At 45.5% G+C, this 24,469-nt stretch carries 21 protein-coding genes and 6 tRNA genes; 21 read left to right on the forward strand and 6 right to left on the reverse strand.

Going from position 1 to position 24,469, the window contains the following annotated elements:
- Positions 1–189 precede the first annotated feature (189 nt).
- The 13 genes from K8S19_03520 (at position 190) to K8S19_03580 (ending at position 12,556) form a co-directional block, all read left to right on the forward strand.
- Entirely contained in the window at positions 190–879 is a 690-nt protein-coding gene (locus K8S19_03520; protein ID MCD4812747.1) for a protein jag, read from the forward strand.
- A 23-nt stretch (positions 880–902) separates the two neighbouring features.
- Positions 903–2,276, forward strand: a complete 1,374-nt coding sequence (gene mnmE, locus K8S19_03525) for a tRNA uridine-5-carboxymethylaminomethyl(34) synthesis GTPase MnmE (protein MCD4812748.1) — start codon at positions 903–905, stop codon at positions 2,274–2,276.
- 53 nt (positions 2,277–2,329) lie between these two features.
- The gene (gene rsmG, locus K8S19_03530; protein ID MCD4812749.1) at positions 2,330–3,049 is read left to right on the forward strand and encodes a 16S rRNA (guanine(527)-N(7))-methyltransferase RsmG; all 720 of its coding nucleotides are present in this window, start codon (positions 2,330–2,332) and stop codon (positions 3,047–3,049) included.
- A gap of 38 nt (positions 3,050–3,087) precedes the next feature.
- Entirely contained in the window at positions 3,088–4,209 is a 1,122-nt protein-coding gene (recF, locus tag K8S19_03535) for a DNA replication/repair protein RecF (protein ID MCD4812750.1), read from the forward strand.
- A 52-nt stretch (positions 4,210–4,261) separates the two neighbouring features.
- Positions 4,262–4,522, forward strand: a complete 261-nt coding sequence (locus K8S19_03540; protein ID MCD4812751.1) for a DUF721 domain-containing protein — start codon at positions 4,262–4,264, stop codon at positions 4,520–4,522.
- 28 nt (positions 4,523–4,550) lie between these two features.
- Positions 4,551–4,892: a hypothetical protein gene (locus tag K8S19_03545; GenBank protein ID MCD4812752.1), complete on the forward strand. Its 342-nt coding sequence runs from the start codon at positions 4,551–4,553 to the stop codon at positions 4,890–4,892.
- 112 nt (positions 4,893–5,004) lie between these two features.
- The gene (gene gyrB / locus K8S19_03550; GenBank protein MCD4812753.1) at positions 5,005–7,590 is read left to right on the forward strand and encodes a DNA topoisomerase (ATP-hydrolyzing) subunit B; all 2,586 of its coding nucleotides are present in this window, start codon (positions 5,005–5,007) and stop codon (positions 7,588–7,590) included.
- Positions 7,591–7,781: 191 nt separating this feature from the next.
- Entirely contained in the window at positions 7,782–9,068 is a 1,287-nt protein-coding gene (serS, locus tag K8S19_03555) for a serine--tRNA ligase (protein MCD4812754.1), read from the forward strand.
- A 55-nt stretch (positions 9,069–9,123) separates the two neighbouring features.
- Positions 9,124–9,209, forward strand: a tRNA-Ser gene (locus K8S19_03560).
- 172 nt (positions 9,210–9,381) lie between these two features.
- Positions 9,382–9,473, forward strand: a tRNA-Ser gene (locus K8S19_03565).
- A 325-nt stretch (positions 9,474–9,798) separates the two neighbouring features.
- Positions 9,799–10,281 (forward strand): metallophosphatase family protein, encoded by a 483-nt coding sequence (locus tag K8S19_03570; GenBank protein ID MCD4812755.1) that lies wholly within the window; start codon positions 9,799–9,801, stop codon positions 10,279–10,281.
- A complete protein-coding gene (locus K8S19_03575; protein ID MCD4812756.1) occupies positions 10,278–12,152 on the forward strand; it encodes a HAMP domain-containing protein in 1,875 nt (624 codons plus the stop codon). The genes K8S19_03570 and K8S19_03575 overlap by 4 nt, the downstream gene beginning before the upstream one ends.
- On the forward strand, positions 12,149–12,556 hold the full coding sequence (locus K8S19_03580) for a response regulator (protein MCD4812757.1): 408 nt from the start codon (positions 12,149–12,151) through the stop codon (positions 12,554–12,556). Before K8S19_03575 ends, K8S19_03580 begins: the two co-directional genes overlap by 4 nt.
- Here the strand turns inward: K8S19_03580 and K8S19_03585 are convergent.
- The 5 genes from K8S19_03585 to K8S19_03605 all read right to left on the reverse strand — a co-directional run bounded on the left by K8S19_03585 (position 12,501) and on the right by K8S19_03605 (position 16,065).
- Complete coding sequence (locus tag K8S19_03585; protein MCD4812758.1) at positions 12,501–13,100, reverse strand: 5-formyltetrahydrofolate cyclo-ligase; 600 nt, start codon at positions 13,098–13,100, stop codon at positions 12,501–12,503. The genes K8S19_03580 and K8S19_03585 overlap by 56 nt on opposite strands.
- A 50-nt stretch (positions 13,101–13,150) precedes the next feature.
- Positions 13,151–13,429 carry a 4Fe-4S dicluster domain-containing protein gene (locus tag K8S19_03590; GenBank protein ID MCD4812759.1) on the reverse strand — a complete coding sequence of 93 codons (279 nt, stop codon included), beginning with the start codon at positions 13,427–13,429 and terminating at the stop codon, positions 13,151–13,153.
- Positions 13,426–14,724 (reverse strand): FAD-dependent oxidoreductase, encoded by a 1,299-nt coding sequence (locus tag K8S19_03595; protein ID MCD4812760.1) that lies wholly within the window; start codon positions 14,722–14,724, stop codon positions 13,426–13,428. Before K8S19_03595 ends, K8S19_03590 begins: the two co-directional genes overlap by 4 nt.
- A 227-nt stretch (positions 14,725–14,951) precedes the next feature.
- A complete protein-coding gene (locus tag K8S19_03600) occupies positions 14,952–15,269 on the reverse strand; it encodes a cupin domain-containing protein (protein ID MCD4812761.1) in 318 nt (105 codons plus the stop codon).
- Positions 15,270–15,288: 19 nt separating this feature from the next.
- Positions 15,289–16,065: a hypothetical protein gene (locus K8S19_03605; protein MCD4812762.1), complete on the reverse strand. Its 777-nt coding sequence runs from the start codon at positions 16,063–16,065 to the stop codon at positions 15,289–15,291.
- Between the two features lie 396 nt (positions 16,066–16,461).
- On the opposite strand from K8S19_03605, the gene K8S19_03610 reads away from it, so the two are divergent.
- From K8S19_03610 to typA, 8 genes are all read left to right on the forward strand, one after another.
- A tRNA-Arg gene (locus tag K8S19_03610) sits at positions 16,462–16,538 on the forward strand.
- Between the two features lie 64 nt (positions 16,539–16,602).
- Entirely contained in the window at positions 16,603–17,097 is a 495-nt protein-coding gene (gene tadA / locus K8S19_03615; protein ID MCD4812763.1) for a tRNA adenosine(34) deaminase TadA, read from the forward strand.
- Between the two features lie 130 nt (positions 17,098–17,227).
- Positions 17,228–17,491 (forward strand): GIY-YIG nuclease family protein, encoded by a 264-nt coding sequence (locus tag K8S19_03620; protein ID MCD4812764.1) that lies wholly within the window; start codon positions 17,228–17,230, stop codon positions 17,489–17,491.
- Between the two features lie 38 nt (positions 17,492–17,529).
- A tRNA-Ser gene (locus K8S19_03625) sits at positions 17,530–17,619 on the forward strand.
- A 182-nt stretch (positions 17,620–17,801) separates the two neighbouring features.
- A tRNA-Ala gene (locus K8S19_03630) sits at positions 17,802–17,878 on the forward strand.
- An 80-nt stretch (positions 17,879–17,958) separates the two neighbouring features.
- Positions 17,959–18,050 (forward strand) — tRNA-Ser (locus K8S19_03635).
- Between the two features lie 279 nt (positions 18,051–18,329).
- Entirely contained in the window at positions 18,330–21,563 is a 3,234-nt protein-coding gene (locus K8S19_03640; protein ID MCD4812765.1) for an efflux RND transporter permease subunit, read from the forward strand.
- 185 nt (positions 21,564–21,748) lie between these two features.
- Positions 21,749–23,620 carry a translational GTPase TypA gene (gene typA, locus K8S19_03645; GenBank protein MCD4812766.1) on the forward strand — a complete coding sequence of 624 codons (1,872 nt, stop codon included), beginning with the start codon at positions 21,749–21,751 and terminating at the stop codon, positions 23,618–23,620.
- Positions 23,621–23,815: 195 nt separating this feature from the next.
- Here typA and K8S19_03650 read toward each other — a convergent pair whose 3' ends face one another.
- On the reverse strand, positions 23,816–24,274 hold the full coding sequence (locus tag K8S19_03650) for a hypothetical protein (protein ID MCD4812767.1): 459 nt from the start codon (positions 24,272–24,274) through the stop codon (positions 23,816–23,818).
- Positions 24,275–24,469 lie beyond the last annotated feature (195 nt).

The following is a 24,469-nucleotide window of genomic DNA, read 5'->3' on the forward strand; positions in this document are numbered from 1 at the left end:
CGTCCGGCGGACCGTGTCCAGCGGACTTGCCCAGCTTGCCCTGCGTATGCGGGGGCGAATGCCGGGTGCCGGGAGCTATATGCCGGGTAAGTCCGTGAATTTTTATTGATCGTGATTGCCATAAGCTGCTAGGATTGTTAATGACGCGATAACATGGCTTATGGATTTTTATTGGGGAGGTATTCTATTATGGCGGAAAGTATTCAGGAAGCAAAAACAGTTGATGCTGCTATTGAGGCGGCAATTAAGGAGTTGGGTTGCTCGAAAGAGAGTGCACAGATCGAAATTATCCAGGAACCGACAAAAGGGATTTTTGGATTGGCTAAAATGGCGAAGGTGCGTGTTATTTATAATGATACCACTGAAAAAAGAGACAGCGACTTTCCTGAGGTAGACCAGGAAACATTGCGCGAGGCTACCTCTCAGAGCCAGGATATTTTAAAAAAGGTCCTAACCCTCATGGGAATTTCGAATGCAAAAATAAAGGCCAGTGAAGTTGAAAATTCAGTCTATTTAGACATCCATTGTGACGCTGAGGGCCTGCTCATCGGCCGGCATGGCCAAACACTCTCTTCTTTGCAATATTTGATCAATCGCATGGTACACAATCACGCGACCCATCGAGCCCGCGTGGTTGTTGATGTTGGTGGGTACAGAATTCGGCATAAAGTAATTCTTGAGAAGATGGCAAAGCGAATTGGCCAGAAGGTTGCCGAGACAAAAGAGGAAGAGGAACTTCAGGCGATGAGTCCCTATGACCGGCGCATTATCCATCTCTACATGAAAGAAAATCCAGAGGTAGTTACATACAGTACAGGTGAGGGTAATTATCGGCGCGTGGTGATTGCCCCAAGGAAAAATGAAGCAGCGAGTGAATAGCAAGTCACATAAAGAGAAAAATAATGGTTGATGGGCAGGACACAATTGCAGCGATTAGCTCTCCGCCCGGGAGAGGTGGGATCGGAATTATACGGATATCAGGTCCGGACGCCCTTACCATTGCAAGCCGGATCGTTTTTTCAAAAAAAGATATTCTTCAGATGGCATCCAGTCATACGCGAAGGTTTTTTCATGCAGTTCTCAAAAATTTAAATAAAGAAAAAATTGATGAAGTTTTAGTTGCATATCTACCGAAAAGCAAGTCTTATACTGGCGAATGTACCGTTGAATTGAATTGCCATGGTGGTAAGGCGATTATGGCATATGCGCTTGAAACAGTTATTCAGGCAGGTGCCAGAATGGCGGAGCCAGGCGAATTTACCAGAAGGGCCATGGAAAGCGGGCGCATAAACCTTATACAGGCAGAAGCGGTTAATGAAATTATCCATGCCAGGACCAAGAAGGCGGTCCATGCGTCCTGGCAGCAAATGGATGGCGCTTTGACAGATAAATGCAATGATTTGAAGTTAAAAATTACAGGTATTATATCGGAAATGCAGGCTGTAATTGATTTTGAGGTTGATTCAAAAGGGAAAGATTGGGAAAATAGAATCACACAGGTCATTAATATTATTATGGAAATGCTTAGCAGTGCGGAAAAAGGACGCTATCTTACACATGGTTGCTGGGTGGTATTGACCGGACCGCCAAATGCCGGTAAGTCAAGTTTATTTAACAGCATACTTAATATTGAAAGGGCCTTGGTTACTAATATTCCCGGAACAACGCGGGATCATATTTCAGAAGTAATAGAGATTGAAGGTATTGAGGTCCGCCTGTCGGATACTGCAGGAATACGCGATGTAGAGGATGTAATTGAGAAAATAGCGGTAGAAAGGAGCAAAACGCAGCTTAAGGCAGCGGATATTGTTGTCTATGTCCTTGACCAGAACACGATATTGGATAGTGTACAGGAGGAGATGGCGTCACAGATACTCAATACCGGCGGCTTTGTACTGCTCAATAAGTGTGACTTAGAGCGACACCCAACAGTGGATGGATTCTACCTACAGAACAAGGGAAAAAATGTCATCCCAGTATCCATGATTTCAAAGCAGGGTCTTGATGAGTTTCTTAACAGAATGGCAGAAGTTATTAATGATAAGGCATTTGGTCAGGGAAACCCTATCATTACCAGCTTGAGACAATCAAAATTGCTTAAGTCTGCCGGTATTAGCCTAGAACATGCGAGATTAAGTATTTTGAAGGATAAAGCATATGATATTTCTATGTTTGAAATACACAGCGCACTAAAAAGCCTGGCTGAAATTATTGGTGAAGTGTCAGATGAGGATATTTTAAATAGTATATTTTCGAAATTCTGTATTGGGAAGTAGCAGATGAAGGGAAGGTATGTTTCACGTGCAACATTTCCCTCAAGGATAATAAAATGAGAATTGAAAAATTGTTTTTAGAGAGCCTCAATAGTCTTGGAATTGAATTATCAAAGGACAAAGTAAAAAAATTCAATATCTATTACAACCAAATAATATTTTGGAATGAAAAAATAAATATTACTGCACTGAAGGACAAAGAAGACATCTATATTAAGCACTTTGTTGACTCCCTAAGTATTGTAAAGGCGATAAATTTTTCAAAGCAGAGTGTTGTAGACATTGGGACGGGTGCTGGATTGCCAGGACTACCACTTAGAATAGTATATCCTGAGTTAAGCGTTACATTCATTGATTCGTCAAAAAAAAAAATAATGGTATTGAACAGTATTCTGGAGGAGTTAGATATTAAGGATTGCTGCTTGATTGATAATAATGTTGAGAATGTGGGGAGAGACCCAAAGCATAGAGAAAGGTATGATATTGTCCTTTCAAGAGCTTTGGGAGAGTTCAATTTAGTCTCGGAGCTGGGAATTCCGCTTTTAAAGACATCAGGTATGCTGGTTCAGTATAAGGGACCAAATGTGGATAAAGAAGTGGAAAACTCTTTAAAAGCACTACATGTTTTAAGCTCAAAAATCAAGAATAGCATTGAGTTTAAACTGCCTTTCTCGAATATAAAGCGAGCAATTGTGGTTGTGGAAAAAACACAACAAACCGAGGATAAATATCCCAGAAAAGTTGGGATTCCTAAAAAAAAGCCACTACAGGGCTAATTATTGTTTGTGTTGCACGTGAAACACCGGGGATGTATATGAACATAACTCATTTAATTACAAACAATTTTAGAAACATAGAGAATGGATCAGTGTCATTTTCTGATGGTATCAATGTGCTGTATGGGAGCAATGCCCAGGGAAAAACCAATATTATCGAGGCAATCTATCTTGTGGGTACCACAAAATCCTTTAGAAAAGCAGAGGATGAACAGTTTATCCGGTTTTCTGAGGATGTGTCTAAAATAGAAGCGCGGATAAGTAAGCAGGGGATTGAAAAAGATGTAAAATATCTATTTGACAGGACTAAAAGTAAAAAACTTTTTGTAAATGATAAGCAAGTTTACAAGCATGCGGACTATCTTGGCAGCTTGAATGTTACGCTATTCTGTCCTGAAGATTTGATGCTGCTAAAAGGTGATGCTTCCTACCGAAGGCGCTTTATGGATATCCTATTTTGCCAGATCGATAAGTCATATTTGTTTGATTTAATGAATTATCAAAAAATTTTGAAGCACAGAAATAATGCGCTAAAGGAAATTCGTGACAATCAAGCCAATCCATCAATAAAAGAGCCATGGGATATACAAATTGCACAGTATGCAACCAAAATATCGCAAAAAAGAAGTAAAAACATATGTGAAATTAACAAAATAGCAGAGAAAAAGCACTTTTTTCTCAATAAAAGTGAACAATTAAAGGTTTCATACAGTGATTCAATATGTGGTAGTCATGAGATAAGCCCTGCGGATTACGAAAAAGCCTTTGTAGATAAGCAAAAGAGAGTACATCACGAAGAGCTACGGAAAGGGTGGACAATGATCGGGCCACATCGCGATGACCTGGAAATAAGTATTAACGGCATAAATACAAGGATTTTTGGGTCACAGGGGCAGAAAAGGTCGGTTGCGATCAGTATCCGCATGGCAGAAGTAGATTTTATTTATCAAGTCGCCGAGGAGTATCCGGTGCTGCTTTTGGATGACATTTTCTCGGAACTGGACGACTATCGAAAAAAAAAATTGATGGACATACTGGATAAAAGGATGCAAATATTTATCACAGGTACAGAGAAAACACAATTCCTTCCGCTGGAAAGCAGGGCTCGGAGTTTTAATATTTTGAATGGAAAGGCAGTAAACGAGGGACATGCATCATAATAAGAAAAGACCCAAAGTTAAGCCGAAAAAAATAGACGGCCTGGTAGGCGACTTGCTTGCCAAATGGGAGAATCAGTCAAAGAAGCAGGAAATTATTATGGGCGCAATTTGGAAAAAAATTGTTGGGGACAGGATTGCGAAAAACACCCGGGTTGACCAAATTCGTGGAAAAAGACTCATTGTTTTAACAAAAAGCGCCGCATGGATGAATGAGTTGACTTTTCTAAAGGAAAAGATTAAAATTGAAGCCAAAAATATATTTTCTACATATAATATAGAAGTAGAGGATATTATTTTCAAAATTGGGCAATAATCAGTATATTTAGGAAGCGGTTGATTCCATGTTCCTACATTTGGGCAATGATGTAACACTCTCCTATGGGGAACTGATGGGGATTATCGCGATTTCTAAAATAGAAAAAGGATCTTTGTTGGATGGGTTGCTGGAACGACTGATTAAAACCGAGAAGCCGTATTATATCGGTCAGGGTCCTTTTCGTTCATTTGTCATCGCCGTCGATAATAGAATTTATTGTTCGCCAATTGATGCCAAAACACTATCTAACCGCTTACAGTCCCAGGACAAGAATTTTTTTAATTTGACGGAGGCAAGAAATGGCAAAAAAGGCCGTAAAGTCTACAGAAAAAGTAAAAAAAGCTGCCAAACCAACAAAGCTGTCTAAAGTTGCATCATCAACCAAGGCTTCAAAAGCATTGGTTGATGATCAGGCTGTGCAGATAAAATCTCTGGCAGATGAGAAAATCACGAAAGAAGATCATGCATTGGCTTCAGAGATGGCGGATCAGCTGCTTAAACAAGCCAAGGATGATAAGCCGGTTATCCCGGATGATGGCGCGGGTACTTATGGGGCGGATAAAATAACCGTTTTAGAAGGGTTGGAAGCTGTACGGAAGCGGCCTGCCATGTACATTGGGAATACAGCAGCAGAAGGATTGCACCACTGTGTCTATGAGGTGGTTGACAATTCAATTGACGAAGCGCTGGCAGGTTATTGCACGGAAATCAACGTAATAATTCATGCGGATAATTCAATTACCATTACAGACAATGGCCGCGGGATTCCGGTGGAATTACACAAGCAACAAAAAAAATCTGCGCTGGAAGTGGTTATGACCACCCTACACGCAGGTGGGAAGTTCGATCACAACGCCTATAAAGTGTCCGGAGGTCTTCATGGTGTGGGTGTGTCATGCGTGAATGCCCTTTCGGAATGGCTTGAGGTCGAAGTGCGGAGGGGCGGCAAGGTTTTTACGCAAGCCTATAAACGCGGTGTCCCGAGCACCAAGGTACTCAGCAAGGGAGATACCAAAAAGACCGGGACCAAGACGATTTATAAAGCGGATTCGAAAATTTTTACTGTATTGGAATACTCCTTTGATACCCTGGCGCATCGGTTGCGCGAACTGGCTTTTCTCAACAAAGGGATTAAGATTCGTTTAAGTGATGAACGCGGGGATGAAGAAAAATCCGTAAACTTCCATTATGAGGGAGGGATTGTGGCGTTTGTGAAGTACCTCAATGCCGACCGCAATCTTATCCATCATTTTCCGATTTATTTTCAGAAAGAAAAAGAGGGTTTTGCAGTAGAGATTGCAATGCAGTATCACGATGGCTACAATGAAAATATTATTACGTTTGCAAATAATATTAGCACGGTGGAAGGCGGCATGCATCTCGTAGGTTATAAATCCGCATTAACCCGTTGTGCCAATAGTTACGCCAAGTCCCGTAATTTAATCAAGCACGAGAAGGTTTCAATCCAGGGGGAGGATATTCGCGAAGGTTTGACTGCCGTTATTTCAGTCAAGATTAGCGAACCGCAATTCGAGGGGCAGACCAAAACCAAATTGGGTAATAGCGAGGTGAAAGGCTGGGTGGAAGAAGCGGTAAATGAATCCTTGTCCGCCTATTTTGAGGAGAACCCGGGCGTAACCCGCCGGATTATTGATAAATCGGTGAATGCCGCCCAAGCCCGTGAGGCGGCGCGTAAAGCGCGTGAGATTACCCGGAGAAAAGGGGCCTTGGAAAGTGATAGTTTGCCGGGCAAGCTGGCCGATTGTTCGGAGAAAGATCCCGCCGGGTCAGAGATTTACCTGGTAGAGGGGGACTCGGCCGGCGGCTCAGCCAAGCAGGGACGGGACCGCCGTTTTCAGGCCATTTTACCGCTTAAAGGAAAAATTCTTAATGTTGAAAAATCCCGCATTGATAAAATTTTAAATAACGAAGAAATTCGAACAATTATTACTGCGCTGGGATGTGGGATTGGAGAACAAGAGTTTAATATTGAGAAGGCGCGTTATCATAAGGTGATTATCATGACGGATGCGGATGTTGATGGTGCGCACATCCGGACGCTCTTATTAACCTTGTTTTTTCGGCAGATGCGCCAGTTGATAGAGAAAGGCTATATCTACATTGCACAACCGCCGCTTTACCGTGTAAAACGAAATAAAAATGAGAAGTATTTGGACAACGAAGCTCAGTTGGATAAATTTTTGATTGCAGCCGGCGGGGCGGAGGCCAAGCTAACCCGGCTGCGGGATAAAAAGCAAAACCTGGTTTTACAAGGAGTGAAGCTGCTGGAATTCCTGGAAAGCGCGGAAGCGCTGAGTAATCTTCGACCCAAGTTAGTCAGAAGAGGACTTGCGTTGGAGGAATATCTGGAATTACGCCGGGGCAGTAAAAAACTTCCCATGTATGAAGTGATGACGCCCATAGGGCCGCAATATGTTTACAGTGATGAAGATCTGGAGAAGTTGATTGCTAAAATCAAAAAGACCGCGCTCAAAGAGGCGCGCGGAGACAGCGCTGTGAAAAAAACGACTAAGAAAAAAAGCGTTTCTGCGGGTAAGAGTAAAACGCAAGCCATGGCCAAGCCCGATTTGGAGGAAGCTGCCCCGGAAATTGAAGAACCCAAGTATATTGCGGTTAAGGATATCGGTGAGTTACGCTTGGCGGAGGAGTATCTTAAGAAAATTGAAAAAAACGGGATTGATATTGATAAAATTATTGCAGAAGAAAAAGCAAACGAAGACATAAAAAAACCCCGGGTTCTTTTTAATCTGGAAATTAACGAGGAACAGTTTGAGCTGTTTAATTTAGAGCAGGTTTCAAAAATTATCAAGCAGGCCGGGCGAAAAGGGTTGACCATTCAGCGCTACAAAGGCTTGGGTGAAATGAATCCGGATCAATTATGGTCCACGACCATGGATCCGGAATATCGCAAGCTTTTGCAGGTGAAGATTGAAGATGCCACCCGGGCGGATAAAATTTTTACGGTACTTATGGGAGACCAGGTTGAACCACGCCGCAATTTTATTCAGAAGCATGCACCGGAAGTAAAAAATCTGGATGTGTAGCGTATAATTGCAAGATAATTGTGATGTCGTCGGTTTTGACCAGGCGTACTTTGTTTTTTTGAAGTGCGTTATGTTTGAGCTTCGCGAAGCGGGCGGGTTACGCAACAAGAAAAAACAAAGTACGCCTGGTCAAAGCGCACCACACAATGAGTTCTTCAGTATTTATTAAATAGCGATAAAGGATAAAGATAATGTTAGACCGAAAATTATTTCGCGAACAACCGGAGATGATACAGCAGATGTTAAAAGACCGCTGTATGGAATTTGATTTAGACGCTTTATTGGCGCGGGATAAGCAATGGCGGGAAATGACAGCGCAAGTGGAAAAGCACAAGGCCCACCGCAATGAAGTCAGCGATCAAATTGCGCAAAAGAAAAAAAAGCAAGAAGATGCAACGGCTGATATTACAGCCATGCGCGCGGTTAGCGAGCAAATCAAAACGCAGACCCAGACGATTACAGATTTGGACGCCCAATTACGCGATGAGTATTTGCGTATTCCCAACATTCCGCATGCCTCGGTACCGCGCGGCGCAGACGAGAAGGCAAATGTAGAAATTCGAAAATGGGGAGAAACGCCGGCACTCTTTGAAACCGCCAAACCGCACTGGGAGTTGGGTGAGAGCTTGGGCATGCTCGATACCGCACGTGCTGCAAAAATCACAGGCGCGCGGTTTGTGATTTATCGCAATATTGGCGCACGTTTGGAACGCGCATTGATCCAGTTTATGCTGGACATGCAGACGGAGCAGGCGGGATATATAGAGATCATTCCGCCCTTACTGGCAAACCGTGACTCCATGACCGGTGTGGGACAACTCCCGAAATTTGAAAATGATATGTTCAAGACAGATGAAGAAGATTTTTTTTTAATTCCCACAGCAGAAGTTCCGCTGACCAACCTTCATCGACAGGAAATTCTTGCGGCAGATCAGTTGCCTATCAAGTATGCTGCATATACACCGTGTTTCCGGCGTGAAGCAGGATCCTATGGAAAAGACACCAAAGGGATTGTACGCCAGCACCAGTTTAATAAGGTGGAGCTGGTCAAAATCGTACATCCGGAGCAGTCGTATGAAGAGTTGGAAAAATTGGTAGCAGATGCGGAGGCGATTTTACAAAAACTTAATTTGCATTACCGCGTGGTTGTGCTTTCTACCGGCGACATGTCATTTGCCAGTGCCAAAGGGTATGACCTCGAAGTGTGGCATGGTGGTGTGAAACGCTATTGGGAAGTTTCCTCCTGCTCAAATTTCGAGGATTTTCAAGCACGGCGGGCAAGTATCCGCTTTAAAGATACGGATGGTAAAACCAAGTTTTGTCATACCTTAAACGGATCGGGTTTGGCAACCTCACGTTTGTTGCCTGCGATTATGGAAAATTATCAGACACCGGATGGCGGTATCACGATTCCAGAGGTACTGTGTCCGTATATGGGCGGGAAGAAGCGGATTACGCCGGAAGGAAATTTGGAATAAATATTAGGCTTGTTTTTCGGGGTATAAAATTATATTATGCTTTTCCTGTGTATCTGGAGGGCTAGTATAACTGGTAATGCAGCAGACTTGAAATCTGCCGTCCTTACGGACTTGGGGGTTCGACTCCCTCGCCCTCCGCCATAATTTTTTCGCAAAGCGAAAAAATTGGAGCAGCCGAAAGCAGACCAGCGGAACAGTAATAAAGGCGGCGATTTACGGTTCAGCTGATCAATTGTTCATGGTTTTATATACTGTTATGTAAGTGAATTAACATCAGAAAGCAGAGCAGCAGAGCTGTTTTGCTGCGCAAAACGGAGAGGTGGCCGAGTGGTTGAAGGCAGCTGACTGCTAATCAGTTGTGCCTCGCAAGGGGTACCCAGGGTTCGAATCCCTGCCTCTCCGCCATAATTTTTTCGCAAAGCGAAAAAATTGGAGCAGCCGAAAGCAGACCAGCGGAACAGTAATAAAGGCGGCGATCTACTGTTCTGCTGATCAATTGTTCATGATTTAAAAAGCTCACCGTAAAGGTGGGCTTTTTCTTTATCGTGCCGGCGTGAATGAAAAAACGGGGAGACGAGACGTGATTGTTGTGGGTGCGGAAGGTATCTGGCAGAACAGTTGCGACTTTACGCCAACGACAGTATCGTTTGCTTTTCACCGATAATAATTTAGGTATACGAAAAAACCAATTTAAATTAAGTGTTTTCCGATATAATGAAATGAGGAAAAAATGAAACGTTTAGGTGTTTTATCAGACACACATATACCGGTTCGGTCACCTATCCTGCCGCCCAAATTATTTTCACTTTTCAAGGGCGTGGATTATATACTGCATGCCGGTGACGTAGAAGTCCAGAAAGTACTGGATGAACTCGAAGGCATCGCGCCGGTCTTGGCAGTTGCCGGAAATATGGACAGCGCGTTGAACAGCCTGCCACTGAAACGGCAGATGGAGATAGACGGTATCCGGATTGGTTTAATCCACGGTTATGGAGGCCCGAGGAATCAGATCCGCGAACGTATTCGGAAACAATTTAATAAACCAGATGTGATTATTTATGGACATACTCATCTGCCTTTTTGGGGCGAAGAAGCCGGTATTTGGTATATGAATCCCGGAAGTCCGACGGATTCACTTTTTGCACCCTATCCCTCTGTGGGTATTTTGGAAATAGAGTACGGAAAAATAAACGGGGAGATCATTTCGCTGTGAAAAACAAGCAGGAAACGGATAAATTATTTTCCGAGCGACGGCAGGCAAAGGAAACTGATTTTCCAGAGTTTACCGAAAAGATTAAGACGGGATTACACCTTAAATTTACCATTGCCATCACGTTAGTGATTGTCGGTATTATTTCGGTGTTTTTTCTTTTTTTTCACCAAATCGCTGTTTTATCTGTGCAGTCGGAATCGGATCACTGGGGATTTGATCTGGCCAAGTCGCTTGCCCGGCAGCTGGAACAGGGGGTAAAGCCGGGGGCGCCGGCAATGGGATTATTGGGACAGGCTTTGTTGGGGCTTGAGGCGGTCGCTTATGTACAGGTGATTTATTCCGACGGCATCGCGAAAATGCATCTGGTCAAGCATGCTGAGCAAGAAGTCACGAACCTTTCAGCAGACGAGAGATTGCTGCAGACACCGCTTAAGGTTATTTATTCACAGGAGGCGGGTAAAAATATTCTGGAGTACAGGGTTCCCGCCAAAGTTAAGGGCACAGCGGACACTCTGACACAGCAGGAGGTGGCGCATCCTATTGTGCGGGTGGGTATTTTGAAGCAATCCCGGCACGAGACAAAGCAGCTGCGCAGTTTTACGATTGCCGGGCTTGTTGCTTTGTTTGTTATTTTGGGTGTGGGGATTGCCTGGCTTTTTTCACGTATTATTATTAAGCCCATCCAACGCTTGGCACGGGCCATGAAGTTGGTGGCGGATGAAACGTTTGAATTTGATGAAAATGGTTTGTCCCTGGGGAAACGTTTCCGGCGTGTCAATGATTTTGAACTGAACATTCATACACAGGATGAAATTGAGCAGCTTGCGGATGAATTTATGGTCATGCTGAAAAAACTCGAAAAATCCTATCAGCAATTGGAGGAGATTATCAAGGATAAGCATGTGATTGTTCAAGAAAAATCCAAACTGGCCGAAAATTTGAAAAAAATGAATTTCAAAAACGAAATTATCATCAAGGAACGAACGCGGGAAGTGGTGGAGAAAAATCTTCGGCTGTATGAAATTTTCGAGGAACTCCAGTTTCAAAAAGAAGAGCTGATCAGTATGAACGCCCAACTGGAAAGAATATCCAGAATGAAATCCGAATTTTTAGCAAATATGTCGCATGAGTTACGCACACCGATGAATTCCATTCTCGGGTTCACGGAGGTTTTGCGGGAAAAGATGTTCGGCGAGTTAAACGAGAAGCAGGAAAAATATTTATATAACATTCACACCTCGGGACGGCATTTATTGCAGCTGATTAACAATATTTTAGATATTTCAAAGGTAGAAGCCGGGAAAATGAAGTTGGTTATCGAACCTTATTCCATCAATCGGGTGATCGAAGAAGTTCAAAACACAATCCGAACATTGGCGTATAAAAAAAATATTCATCTGCATGCACAGCTGGCACCGGATGTTGTTATGCACGGTGACGCCTCGAAGTTCAAACAAATTTTATATAATCTATTGTCCAACGCGATTAAATTTACCGAAGAAAAAGGCGAAGTGGTTATTGGCACCAAAGAAATTAAACCGAACACCTATTTTGAAGGCGGGCCGGGGGCGGAGTCTTTCAAGGTGGCGGTTGAGTCGGTTTACCTTACGGTTCGTGACAACGGCATCGGGATTAAGCAGGAGGACCAAGAACGAATTTTTATTGAGTTCGAACAAGCCGATCAGACGCCTAAACGCAGATATGAAGGCACGGGCCTGGGATTGGCGCTTACGCGCAAACTGATCGGATTGCACAAAGGCGCTATTTGGTTGCAAAGCACGGTGGACCAGGGAACCACTTTGTCGGTGGTTTTACCGGTAAAAACCAAGCCGGAAGAAAATGAAAATTCCGAGGAGATAAATAAAGGATGATAAACACAGCTGTGGTCCTGATTGTTGAAGATAATTCGTTGAACATGGAGTTGTTTTGTGATGTGCTCGTAGCGGATGGGTTTTGTGTTCTCAAGGCGGAGGATGCCGGGGAATGTTACAAAGTGCTTCAGACCCATATGCCGGATATCATTCTCATGGATTTGCAATTACCGGGCAAGGACGGCTATACTCTGATTAGGGAGCTCCTTGAGAATATCGCGTACAAAGCCATTCCGATTGTCGCGCTTACCGCTTATGCGATGCCGGAGGACCAGGAAAAAATTTTGGCAACCGGCTGCCAGGGGATTATTACTAAGCCCATCAATGTCCGCGACTTCCCAAAACAAATTAAGCAGGCAATTCGCCGGGATGGTGCTGAGAAGAAGGATGCAAAGAGTGCATAATCCGTTTTTCTGTAACAAGCATATCCACGGGGATATCATACGGCGCGGAAGGTAGCTGTGAAACAAGTTGGATATCAAAGGCGATGCCACAGCGATGCGCAAGACAGTCGGGAAGATAACGGTCATAAAATCCTTTGCCCATACCGATTCGGTTGCCATGGGTATCAAAGGCGACACCGGGAATCAGTAGTAGATCCTGCCGGCCAAAGCGGACTTTGGACGCAGGAACACGCGGTTGTAAAATACCCAGTGGTCCGGGTGCTAATTGATCAAGAGAATCAAGCTGTTGAAAATGCATTTGCCGACGGTCCGGGGAAACGACCGGCACGGCCACCTGTTTTCCAACTTGCCAGGCCTGCTCAAGGATAAGCTGTGTGGGGACTTCCTCCGGCATGGCCAGATAGCATCCAACCCGGATAGACGTTTTCCAGCGCTTGTCAGACAGGAGTTTTTCCAAAATCAATTCAGCAGCGTGTGCCCGAAACGCAGAGGATAAGGCACGGCGTTTTATCAGCGCAGGTCGGCGCAACCGGGATTTATCCATGTGTCATCCAGTCGAGAAGGTAGGTGCGGTGGGCAACAAGAAAATTACGATCACCCAAAACGGTACTTGACCCCAAAACCACCACGCGGGTATTTCCAATCAACATTGTCATGAGGACAGATGATTCGGCATGTCCCGCATTCCAGGCATCCCTCAAAAGCAACCATGACCTCGTTTTTTTCATGCTCTAATTCCCAACAGGCGGCAGGACAACCATTGATACAGGGTTTGTCCCGGCATTTTTCACAGACAGCCTGATCCTTGATCGAAAGATGCGATTCTGTATCCGCGTTGAAGGTGACCAGAAAGAGTTTATCTTCGAGTTTCATTTGAGTGTGAGTCCTCCTTTGATGGCATCCAGAGCAGCTTTGATAATCCCCCGTCTTTTTTTCACCATCGTAAGAATGCGTTTTTGCATTTCCCACTTGGTTTCGCCGTTGACCGTGAAAAATGCCGCTCCGGCATCATTGATAAGGTCGGGATAAACATCGAAGAAGTGGGGGTTGCTTTCCAGATAATGGGAGAGTCCTTTATATTTTTTTAAATCCTGCATAACAAAACTGGCATCAAGTGACTTGCGGTAATCCGCCAGAGTTGTCTCGGAAAAGTCATTTTTTTCCTTAGCCTGGATAATGGTTTGGGCGGCCAGCATGCCTGATTTGATTGCCAGGTTGGAGCCTTCACGATGGATGCTGTCTACCAGCATGGCGGCATCTCCAACGGCAACCCACCCATTGCCATGGACTTTGGGGACGGCATGATAACCGCCTTCAGGAATGAGATGGGCCAAATATTCTTCGGTTTTACCCCCGGCAATGAGCGGCTTGATGCTGGGGTGGTTTTTGACCCCCTCTAAAATATCGTTTGGTGTCACACGCATCTTTGCCAGATCGGAAGTCAGAACACCCACCCCCAAAGAGATGCTGTCCTGATTGGAATAGAGAAACCCCAGACCCACCCCGCCTTGGGTGATGGAACCGAAAAGTTCGATGGAGACACCTTGGCCGGGTTCGACATTGAAGCGATCTTCTATTTTTTCAGCAGGCAGGGAAATAATTTCTTTGACCGCGGTTGCGACCTGGTTGGGTTTAATTTCAGCGTGCACACCCAGGTCGCGCAGCAAAAGCGAGTTTACACCGTCAGCGATGACCACGACATCACCGCGAAGATCACCATCCTCAAGGTTTGTGTGTACCCCCACGACCTTGCCGTTTTCCTGGAGAAGTGATTCCACGGTTGCCTCGGTTAGCATCATCACGCCGGCTTCTTCCGCCTTTTCTGCCAACCAGCGATCGAATTTTGCCCGGCAGACGGACCAACAGTTGGGCTTATCACCGGCAAAGGTCTGGCTTCTTACGCCGCCGCCGGTATGTCCCTGCGATCCAAGCATCCAGAAACGCTGCTCAATAATTGTGCGTTCTAAAGGTGCGTTTTTCCAAAAATCAGGAATTAATTCTTCCAGGGGGTGACGGTAGAAAATTCCGCCCATAACATTTTTAGATCCGGCAAACGCGCCGCGCTCTAAAAGAGCTACTTCGAGACCAGCCTTGGCCATCGCCATTGCAGCGGCCAGCCCGGAAGGACCGGCGCCTACAACGATTGCATCAAATTTATCTTCAGCCATAAATACCTCCGTGGTTGTTGGGTGGGATCGGTTTAACCATCTCACATGAAAGTGCAGGAAAGAGAAGCTGTATCGAGGAAACTGATTTGTATCGTCGTTTGCTAGTGTAAAAACATTCCCGACATAAGGCCTGCGAATTCACGGCTATTATAGTAAGCAAAGGAGGTCATAACGTCAAGAAAGAAGCCTAAAAAATGAGGGTGCCGCCAAGCAGGTGGTTGACAGCATCAAGGTTTGGGTGACATGAAGCTGGAAACCAGTAACGGCTTCTTGGTGTTGTTTTGAATGGAATGGATTGTTTCCCGCGGGACAAATACAACCTGGTGCGGTTTTACTTCCACCGTTTCAACACCGACAGAGATGACGGCATCGCCTTCAATAACAGTAAGATATTCATTTGAAAAAGGATGGGTATGGTCGGTCATGGTCTGTCCCGGTTTAAAGCTATAAAGAAAAAGCGCCGCGTTATCTGAGCTCATGACCACAGAGCGTCCGAAACGGTCTTTTTGAAAGTTGATATGGTTTTTTAATTTTTCAATACGCATTGTAAAACCTCCTGGAAAACTAGGTCGCCGCGTTTCGTTTTAAAAGATAAGAGATCGGCACAAAAATAAGGTTGGCCAGAGCAACAATCTCTATGGTTTGCAGCAGTGTTGCCAATAAGGGATAGGCAGATAAAATTAACACGCTATAAAATAAAAACAGAAAAATAATATTCACGATAAGCAGCTGGACCAATTGCAGTGATGGATTGGAAAGCAGCGCCATTGCGAAAAGCCAAAAAATCGTGAACACAAAGACGGCCAAAAGCAGTCCCTGGGCAAACAAGGTGGTTTTCCAGTTTTCTGAAGAGTGATAAAGCATATCAAAAAGCGCATCCTTGGTTTTTGCCAGAGCAAAAAGATTGAGTCCGGAGTCCCCCCGGCGCCAACCGATGAAATGGAGGGGTTCATTAAAAACATACTCTTTATACTTATCCGCGGTTTTCGGTAAACCGTGGGACAGAATTTCTACCGCGCCGGTTTCGTCATAAAAAAGAGCAGTGTCCAGTACCGGAGGATGATTGGTTTGGAACATGTTTTTGGTGGATTTTTCATCCGCCGCTGAGACGATTGGACCCTGCAAATAAAGATATTTGTTTATATTCATGATTTGGAGGTCATCCAGATTCCGTGCTTTGCCCGGTCCTTTTTCCACAACAATACAGGCATTAATATAACGGCTGGGTTGTGATAGTGTTTTCATAAGTTTAAATGATAGGGCGATAAGAATTATTGCCAGAATGGTCATTAAAATTCGTACAATAATAGGAAAGGGTTTTATGCTTGCGTTTGCGCTCATAGGATTCCTGCCTGTTATTAGAATGAAAACAGCCCATTATAGCGAGGATAAGCGTATACAGCAAGCCATTTATCGTGATACACGAACACGATGGGAGGCATAGCGTCCCAGAATGATTACCCTTTAGGACGGAGCGCCAGGTATGGATATGAAAGGTTGGATTATATAGCATGCATATTAAGCCCCGACCAGTAAAGATATTGAAAACTTGGGACGCTGGCGCAGCCCGTTGATGAAGCGAGTGGATATCGTTGAGTAAAAACGGAGCACTGAATTGATATTTTTATTATAGGCATGGACGAGAGGTACTATTGGATGGGCAAGGCAAAAAAACAATATTTTTTCTTGTGTGAAAAAGCCTGGTTGCGTATAATTCTAAATCTCTTAACGGATTATGCGCCCATAGCTCAATTGGATAGAGCGTTTGACTACGGATCAGAAGGCTAGGGGTTCGACTCCTCTTGGGCGCACCATTTTTTAAAATATGTAGGGGCGAACCTGAGTGTTCGCCCGCCAGGCCAATTGCCGGGAGCTTTTATGAAACAAGATGAAGCCTACATGGCATTGGCGTTGCGGGAAGCTCGCAAAGCTTTTAAGCAGGATGAGGTTCCGGTGGGTGCAGTGATTGTCCATCAAGGGAAAATTATCGGGCGGGGATATAACCGGGTAGAGCAGAAACAGGATGTGTCTTATCATGCAGAAATGATTGCCTTGCGGCAGGCGGCACGCCGTTTGAAAAGCTGGCGTTTGGAACAATGTCGGCTTTTTGTGACTTTGGAACCTTGCGCGATGTGTGCCGGTGCTATTGTCTGGTCTCGAATAGAGCAGGTGGTGTATGCGGCTTCTGATTCAAAAGCCGGTGCATGTGGATCTGTTGTAAGGGTTTTGGGAAACAAAAAATTAAATCATAGTCCAAAAGTGGTTTCCGGGATTTTAGCATCGGAAGCTGCGTTGTTGCTAAAAAGATTTTTTAAAAATTTGCGACAAAAGACAAAGAAAAAAATTAAACGGAGAGATGTCCGAGTGGTTTAAGGAGCACGCCTGGAAACCCGGCATGCGCCGGGCAAGGCTGATAAGAAAACGCGTCTCCAGGGTTCGCCCCGCATTCGCAGGGCGCCCGGCGCATGCCGGGAGAATCCTAAATAGGTGATACAGAAGAATGATGTACGTAGTTTATATATTGCAGAGTAAAAAAGACAAAAATTTTTATATTGGAATGACAGGAAATATTGAGCGTAGAATAAAAGAACATGAAGAAGGAAAAGTTGAGTCAACAAGATATCGCAAACCATTGAAGCTGCTTGCGTATGAAGTGTATATGACCAAACAAGAGGCGATGAGGCGAGAAAAGTATTTAAAAAGTAGTGATGGAAAAAAAGATAAAAAAAAACGAATTAAGGAAAGTTTAATAGAATTAGAAAGATGAAGGTAAAAGCAATATAACAAATTTTTCAGTAATGTTTTGGAGAGATGTCCGAGTGGTTTAAGGAGCACGCCTGGAAAGCGTGTGGGCGTTAACGCGTCTCCAGGGTTCGAATCCCTGTCTCTCCGCCATAATTTTTTGCTTTGCGAAAAAACTGGAGCAGCCGAAAGCAGACCAGTGGAACAGTAATAAAGGCGGCGGTCTACTGTTCTGCTGATCAATTGTTCATGACTTTATATTAATGTTGTGCAAGTGAAGTGACATCAGAAAGCAGAGCAGCCGACCAGCAGAGTCGGCTCTTTACGTTTGTCGTGGGGCAGTAGCTCAGTTTGGGAGAGCGCCGCGTTCGCATCGCGGAGGTCGACGGTTCGATCCCGTTCTGCTCCACCAAGTAAATTTTGTGAAACAAAATTTACAGAACAGCTGAAAAAGAAACAGCAGAGCAGCAGAGCTGTTTTGCTGCGCAAAACGGAGAGGTGTCCGAGTCCGGTTTAAGGTGACAGACTCGAAATCTGTTGTGCTCGCAAGAGCACCCAGGGTTCGAATCCCTGCCTCTCCGCCAGGAATAAAACAACCCCGCCAATAAGGCGGGGTTGTTTTTCTTATCAGTATAATTTGGATTTTGATGATACAGATACAGATTTGCAGTGACTACCAATGTGTACCATTGAAAAACACCGACTAAAAGCATTGTAACAAAAAGGTATTATTCAACAAGCACGAGTTGCAGATGCATTTTGCGGAAATTGCGATTATTTACAATATTTCCTGCATCAAGCCGTGGTATAAGTATGAAGCTAATAGTTAGCATTATTTTATTTTTTAATCGAGGAATTATACCATGGAACATATCATCCGGTTTTTTATTAATCGAAAGCTCTTGGTTTATCTGGTATCCATTTTAGTTGTTGCAGCAGGAATTATGGCCATGACCAGCTTGAGCCGCCAGGTTCTTCCCAACGTGGATATGCAGCAGGTTAATGTGGAAACTGTTTATCCGGCAGCCTCTGCCCGGGACGTGGAACTTAACGTGACCACGCCGCTGGAAGAAAAAATTATTGAGGTTGAAGGTATTGATAAAGTCCGCTCTATTTCGATGGAAAATTTTTCATCCATTGCCATCACACTTGATCCGGACGCAGAAAATCTCGAAGCGGTTAAAGCAGATATCCGTCGCGCGGTGGATCAGGTGACTGATTTACCGACCGAGATCCGCGAGCGGCCAAATGTCTATGATATTGAAACATCCTGGATTCCAGTGATCATGCTTGGTCTTGCCGGCCAGACCATGTCGGAGATGGAGCTGCGGGGTATTGCCAAGCGCATGGAAACGGAGATTGAAGGGCTTCCCCATATTTCCCGGGTGGATAAAATCGGGTATCGGGACCAAGAGATCAAGGTTCAGGTTTCTCCAGAGAAACTTGATGATTTTTATCTCGCGCTGCAAGATATTGCCTACGCGATCCGAAGCCGGAATATCCGGCTGACCGGGGGCGCGCTGGAAACATTTACGAACGAAGCAACGGTACTGACAATGGCGGAATTTGTTCATCCGCAGGAAGTGGGCGAGGTAATTGTCCGGTCCAATTTTGAGGGACGCCGGATCCAAATTAATGATATTGCCGAGATCATTGATGGTTTTGAGGAAACACATATGCAGTACCGGGTAAACGGCATTGATAGTATCGGTCTGCGGATTCACAAAAAAGCCTCCGCAGATTCCCTTAAAGTCATGAAACATTTGAATAAGTATTTGGCAGAGGCGGAAAAAAATCTTCCGTTGAATATGACGATTCAAAAGGTTAGAGATAACACCGCAGTTACCAAACGGCGGCTCGCTATTTTACGCAACAATGCCATCATCGGGTTTGTCCTGCTGCTGGCAATTTTGATTATGTTTTTAAATCTGCGGGTGGCATTTTGGACCGCGCTGGGGATTCCGATTTCGCTGGGGGTTGGTATGATGCTGCACGCCTGGACCGGCGGAACCATTGATGCTATTTCCCTGATGGTATTTATTCTTGTGCTGGGGATGCTGGTGGATGATGCCATTGTGGTGGCGGAGAATATTTATCGTTATCAAGAAGAGGGGCTGTCGTTGGCCAAGGCGGCAATCAAGGGGACGATGGAGGTTGCGGCCCCGATTACTGCAACCGTGAGTACTACGATTGTGGCCTTTTTGCCTTTGCTTGCCCTGGGGGGAATGCTGGGGCTGTTTGTTAAAATGATTCCGGTTATCATCATTGGCACTTTGTTGGGATCATTGTTGGAATCATTTTTTATTTTGCCCATTCATTTGGCAGCCGGTGGTCAGAAAGCCGGGAACGGGAAAAACCGGGGCGCTATCATTGATTCCCTATTTAAACCGGCGAAGAGGATTTACCGCCGATTGCTGGAAAAAGTATTGCAGCATCGATATTGGGTTGTGCTTTCCGGATTGTTGTTTTTAACCGGGATTGCCTATGTGGCCGGGAATCATATGCGTTTTATTCTGTTTCCGGCTGACGGAGCAGAGGAATTTTTAATACATATCGAAGCTGAGGTGGGAACAGCCTTTCAATCCAGTTTGGAGAAAGTTAAGCAAGTTGAAAAAATTGTCAGGGCGCTGCCGAAGCATGAATTAAATTCATTTGAAACCTGGGTGGGAATGGATTCTACTGGTATGGCCAATGACAGCTGGGGAGACAATCTGGCTTTGATTTATGTCGTGCTCCGTCCCTACGGGCGCCAGCGCCCGCGAAAAGCCACCGAGATTATTGAGCACTTGCGAAACGAAACCGCCCGGCTGGAGGGATTTGTAAATATTGGATTTGAGTTGGACTCGGGCGGACCGCCGGTGGGCCGTCCGGTGGAACTGAATGTCATCGGGGATAATGAAAAACTGCAACGCCAGGCCACAACAGAGGTGCTGGCCTACTTAAAGACCGTGCCCGGTGTTTTGGACCCGGGGACCGATTTGAAGTACACCAAGGATGAAGAAGTGATCCAGATGGATTATAGCGAGTTGGCCCGGCTGGGGCTTACTGTGGCGGATGTGGCCACCACGGTGCGCATGGCTTTTGAAGGAGAGATTGTAACCAGTGTGCGCTTCAAACAAGAAGAGGTGGACATTCGGGTCCAGCTGACAAAGCAGAGCCGCAAAACCAAGGAAACCCTCAAGGAGCTGGTGGTGCGCAACCAGTCAGGCAAGATGATTCCTTTGAAACGGTTTATCAGTTTGAAAAGACGGCCGGCACTTCAGTCTATCCGGCACTACCAGGGTCAACGGGTGATTACAATTACAGCAGATATTGATAATAGTATTTCCTCTGCCAGTGAGGTGAAACAAAAGGTGGAGAAGAAATTTTCCGGATTTTCCAAGCGTTATCCGGGAACCCACTTAGAGGCGACAGGTGAATCCGCAGAATCGGACGAGGTGGTACAGAATATGGCCAAAGCAGGTTTTTTGGCGGTTTTGGCGGTTTATTTTATATTGGTGGTTTTACTTAATTCGATTTCTCAACCGTTGATTATTATGCTTTCGATTCCTTTTGGTGTGATCGGGGTGCTCATCGCTTTCGGCGCGCAGGGTATGACCATTGGCTTCATGGCTTTATTGGGCATGTTGGGCATGAGCGGCGTGGTGGTCAATGACTCGCTGATTATTCTCAGCTTTATCAATCATCTTTCCCGCGAGCGTGATGAGGCGGCCGGCACGCATCTGGAGACAGTATTGGATGCCTCGCAGACCCGGCTCCGCCCGGTCGTCCTGACCACGCTCACGACCACTGCGGCGCTGATTCCCACTGCGTACGGCTTGGGCGGCGAAGATCCTTTTGTTGTTCCCATGGTTATGGCCATGCTTTGGGGAATTGTTTTCGCCACCACACTGACGCTTTTTTGGGTACCTACCTTGTATACCATTGGACAGGATATTAAAGGGAGGCTGCATTTAAAATCAAGGCCCCTACTATCGGAAGTGGCTGTGCTTCCCAGGGTTTCCCGTGTAGTTTCCTTGCGTACAAAAACTTCCCGCCGCTCGCAGAAGGCAGTCAAACCTAAAGCAACTGGTAAACGCATCCCTGGTAAGGGGTAATCACTTTGCACATCACTGTTTTCGATAAAAATTTACAGGTTTACCCGGTATATGGCACCCGGCACCCGGCATTCGCCCCCGCATACGCGGGGCAAGCTGGGCAAGTCCGCCGGGCAGATTGCCTATCGTGTTCGCGCTCACAGGATAAAAAATTCCTTGCATGATTGTCTCTGGCTGTGTACACTATGCGCTCACTTTTTTTTGAAAGGAAAACCGCAGTGCCTATTCGTAAAAATATTAGAAATATTGCCATTGTTGCCCATGTTGATCATGGCAAAACAACCCTCATTGATGCCATGCTCCAGCAGAGCGGGGTTTTCAAAAGTTATGAAGCGGTCCAGGAACGCGTCATGGATAACAACCCCCTGGAAAGGGAGCGGGGTATTACTATTTTTTCCAAACATGCCTCTATTGAGTATAAGGATATTAAAATTAATATTATCGATACGCCCGGTCATGCTGATTTTGGCGGTGAGGTTGAGCGGATTCTTCAGATGGTGGATGGCGTCTTGCTTCTGGTTGATGCAGCCGAAGGCCCTTTACCCCAGACAAAATTCGTTTTACGCAAGGCGCTGGAACGCGGTTTAAATGCAGTGGTGGTGATTAATAAGATTGACCGTCCCGATGCCCAGCCGCATGATACCCTGGATAAAATTTTTGATTTATTTGTTTCGCTTAATGCAACGGACAGCCAGTTGGATTTTCCGGTATTGTATGCCAGCTCCCGCGATGGGTATGCCCAAACAGAGATGGATGATACCAAGCGGGATTTATCCCCGCTTTTTGAAGCAATTATTAATGACCTTCCCGGGCCTGAGGTTGAACCGGATAAACCGCTGCAACTGTTGGTCACCAATACAGATCACTCGGATTATCTCGGGCGGCTCACCATTGGAAAAATTAGCCGCGGGAAAATACAAAAAGGCCAGAGCGTTACGGCGATACATCAAAAGGACGGCTCACAAACACGTTTTAAATTGTCAGCGCTCTATGAGTATGTTGGCGTGAAGCGGGCAGACGCAGAAATGGCTGAAGCGGGCGATATCATCGTGACCGCCGGTTTGGATGACATCATGATCGGGGATACCATTGCTGATGGTGACCAGCCCGAGGCACTGCCCGGTCTTACAGTGGATGATCCCACGTTGACCATGGTTTTTTGCGTCAACAACAGTCCCTTTGCCGGCAAGGAAGGAAAGTATGTCACCACCCGGCATCTTAGGGACCGTCTTTATCGGGAAGCCTTGACCAATTTAAGTCTGCGGGTGGAAGATACCGACACCCCGGATGCAATCAAGGTTTCCGGCCGGGGTGAATTGCATTTGGCGATTTTGATTGAGACCATGCGGCGTGAGGGGTATGAATTTCAGGTGAGCAAACCGGAAGTTATCCTGCATGAGGAAAACGGTAAAGTTCTTGAACCCTACGAAGAATTGATTCTTGAAGTTGATAGTACTGCGGTGGGGGCTTGTATCGAACGACTGGGTCAGCGAAAAGCCGAGATGGTTACGATGCAGGCATCACTTGAAAATAAAACCCGGATTGTGTTTAATATTCCTTCGCGCTGTTTGATGGGATTTCGGACCGAGTATTTGACCATCACACGCGGCGAAGGCATCATGCATCATATGGTTTCCGGCTACCAGGAATTCAAGGGCGGCGCAGTGGGCAGGACACGGGGCGTGTTGGTGGCATCTCATCCCGGGCAGACAACCGCCTATGCGCTTTTTCAACTCTCAGACCGCGGGGATTATTTTGTTCCGGCAGGGCACGAAGTCTATGTCGGCATGGTGGTGGGCGAACATACGCGGGAAAGCGATTTGACTATCAATGTTTGCAAGCTCAAGCAATTAAGTAACATGCGCAGCAAGTCATCGGATGAGGCCTTGACGATTGCACCGCCGCGGATAATGAGCTTGGAACAGCTGTTAGAGTATTTAAATGAGGATGAACTTCTGGAAATCACACCGAAATCTTTGCGTTTGCGGAAAAAGCTGCTGGATGCATTGGACCGCAAACGGGATGATCGGGCGCGGGAAAGAGGTCAGGTGTTGTAAGCGATTGATGCATTGTTCGCATCGCGTCTGCGCCGCAACCGCTTAGGAGTCTGAGCATTTAGTCTGTTTTTGGTATTGTTCGTCACCCCGGTGAAAACCAGGGTCCAAAAAAAGCTTTAAAATTCAGATTCCTGGATACCGGCTTCCGCCGGTATGACGGCAAAATATAAATAATCCGACTAAATGATCACACTCCTAGTCTTTTTCCGCATACAGCTTGCGCATTTTAACAATATAGGCTTCGCTGTAGGATTTTGGATATCCCTGGATTTTTTGCCGGGCAAGAGTGAATGCCACAAAGAGCGGTAGGTTTTGATTCTTTTTATTTTGATAAAATAAATCAATTTGGCGTTTAATTTCTGTGTTGGTAAATTGATCAGGAAATTTCAGCAGGGTGATGAAGGCCGCCAAATCTTTTTGCGAATAGGGCTGTTTTTGTAAGGCTGCCAATACCTGGGACAAAGCATAGTCATAGCCACTGACATAACCAGAGGTATAAAGAAGTAACGAACCCTCACTTGTTCGCGTGGAGAGGGTTTCCCAATAGGTTCCGTTTACAGCGTTTGTTTCCACCGGCCCTTTCACAGGGACCTCAGAGCGCCCGCCTCCGGAAAAGAGCAGCAGCATTCCCATGGCAAATATTATTGTTTTCATCCCCGCCTCCGGCTCACATAGTGAGTGTCTTTTTGTGACATGATTATGATATAGAAGCCGGGAGAAAGAAACTGTAAAAATTTAAAAACCATACAATTCGGCATGAAAAAGTTAGGCGGGATGCAGCTCCGACGGAAGCAATTATTGAAAAGCAAGGACGCTACGCAGCCCATTGTGTTCGCGCCGGCAGGATAA

The sequence above is a fragment of the bacterium genome, from assembly GCA_021108215.1.
Taxonomy (GTDB): domain Bacteria; phylum Oederibacteriota; class JAAXVQ01; order JAAXVQ01; family JAUVAV01; genus JAIORK01.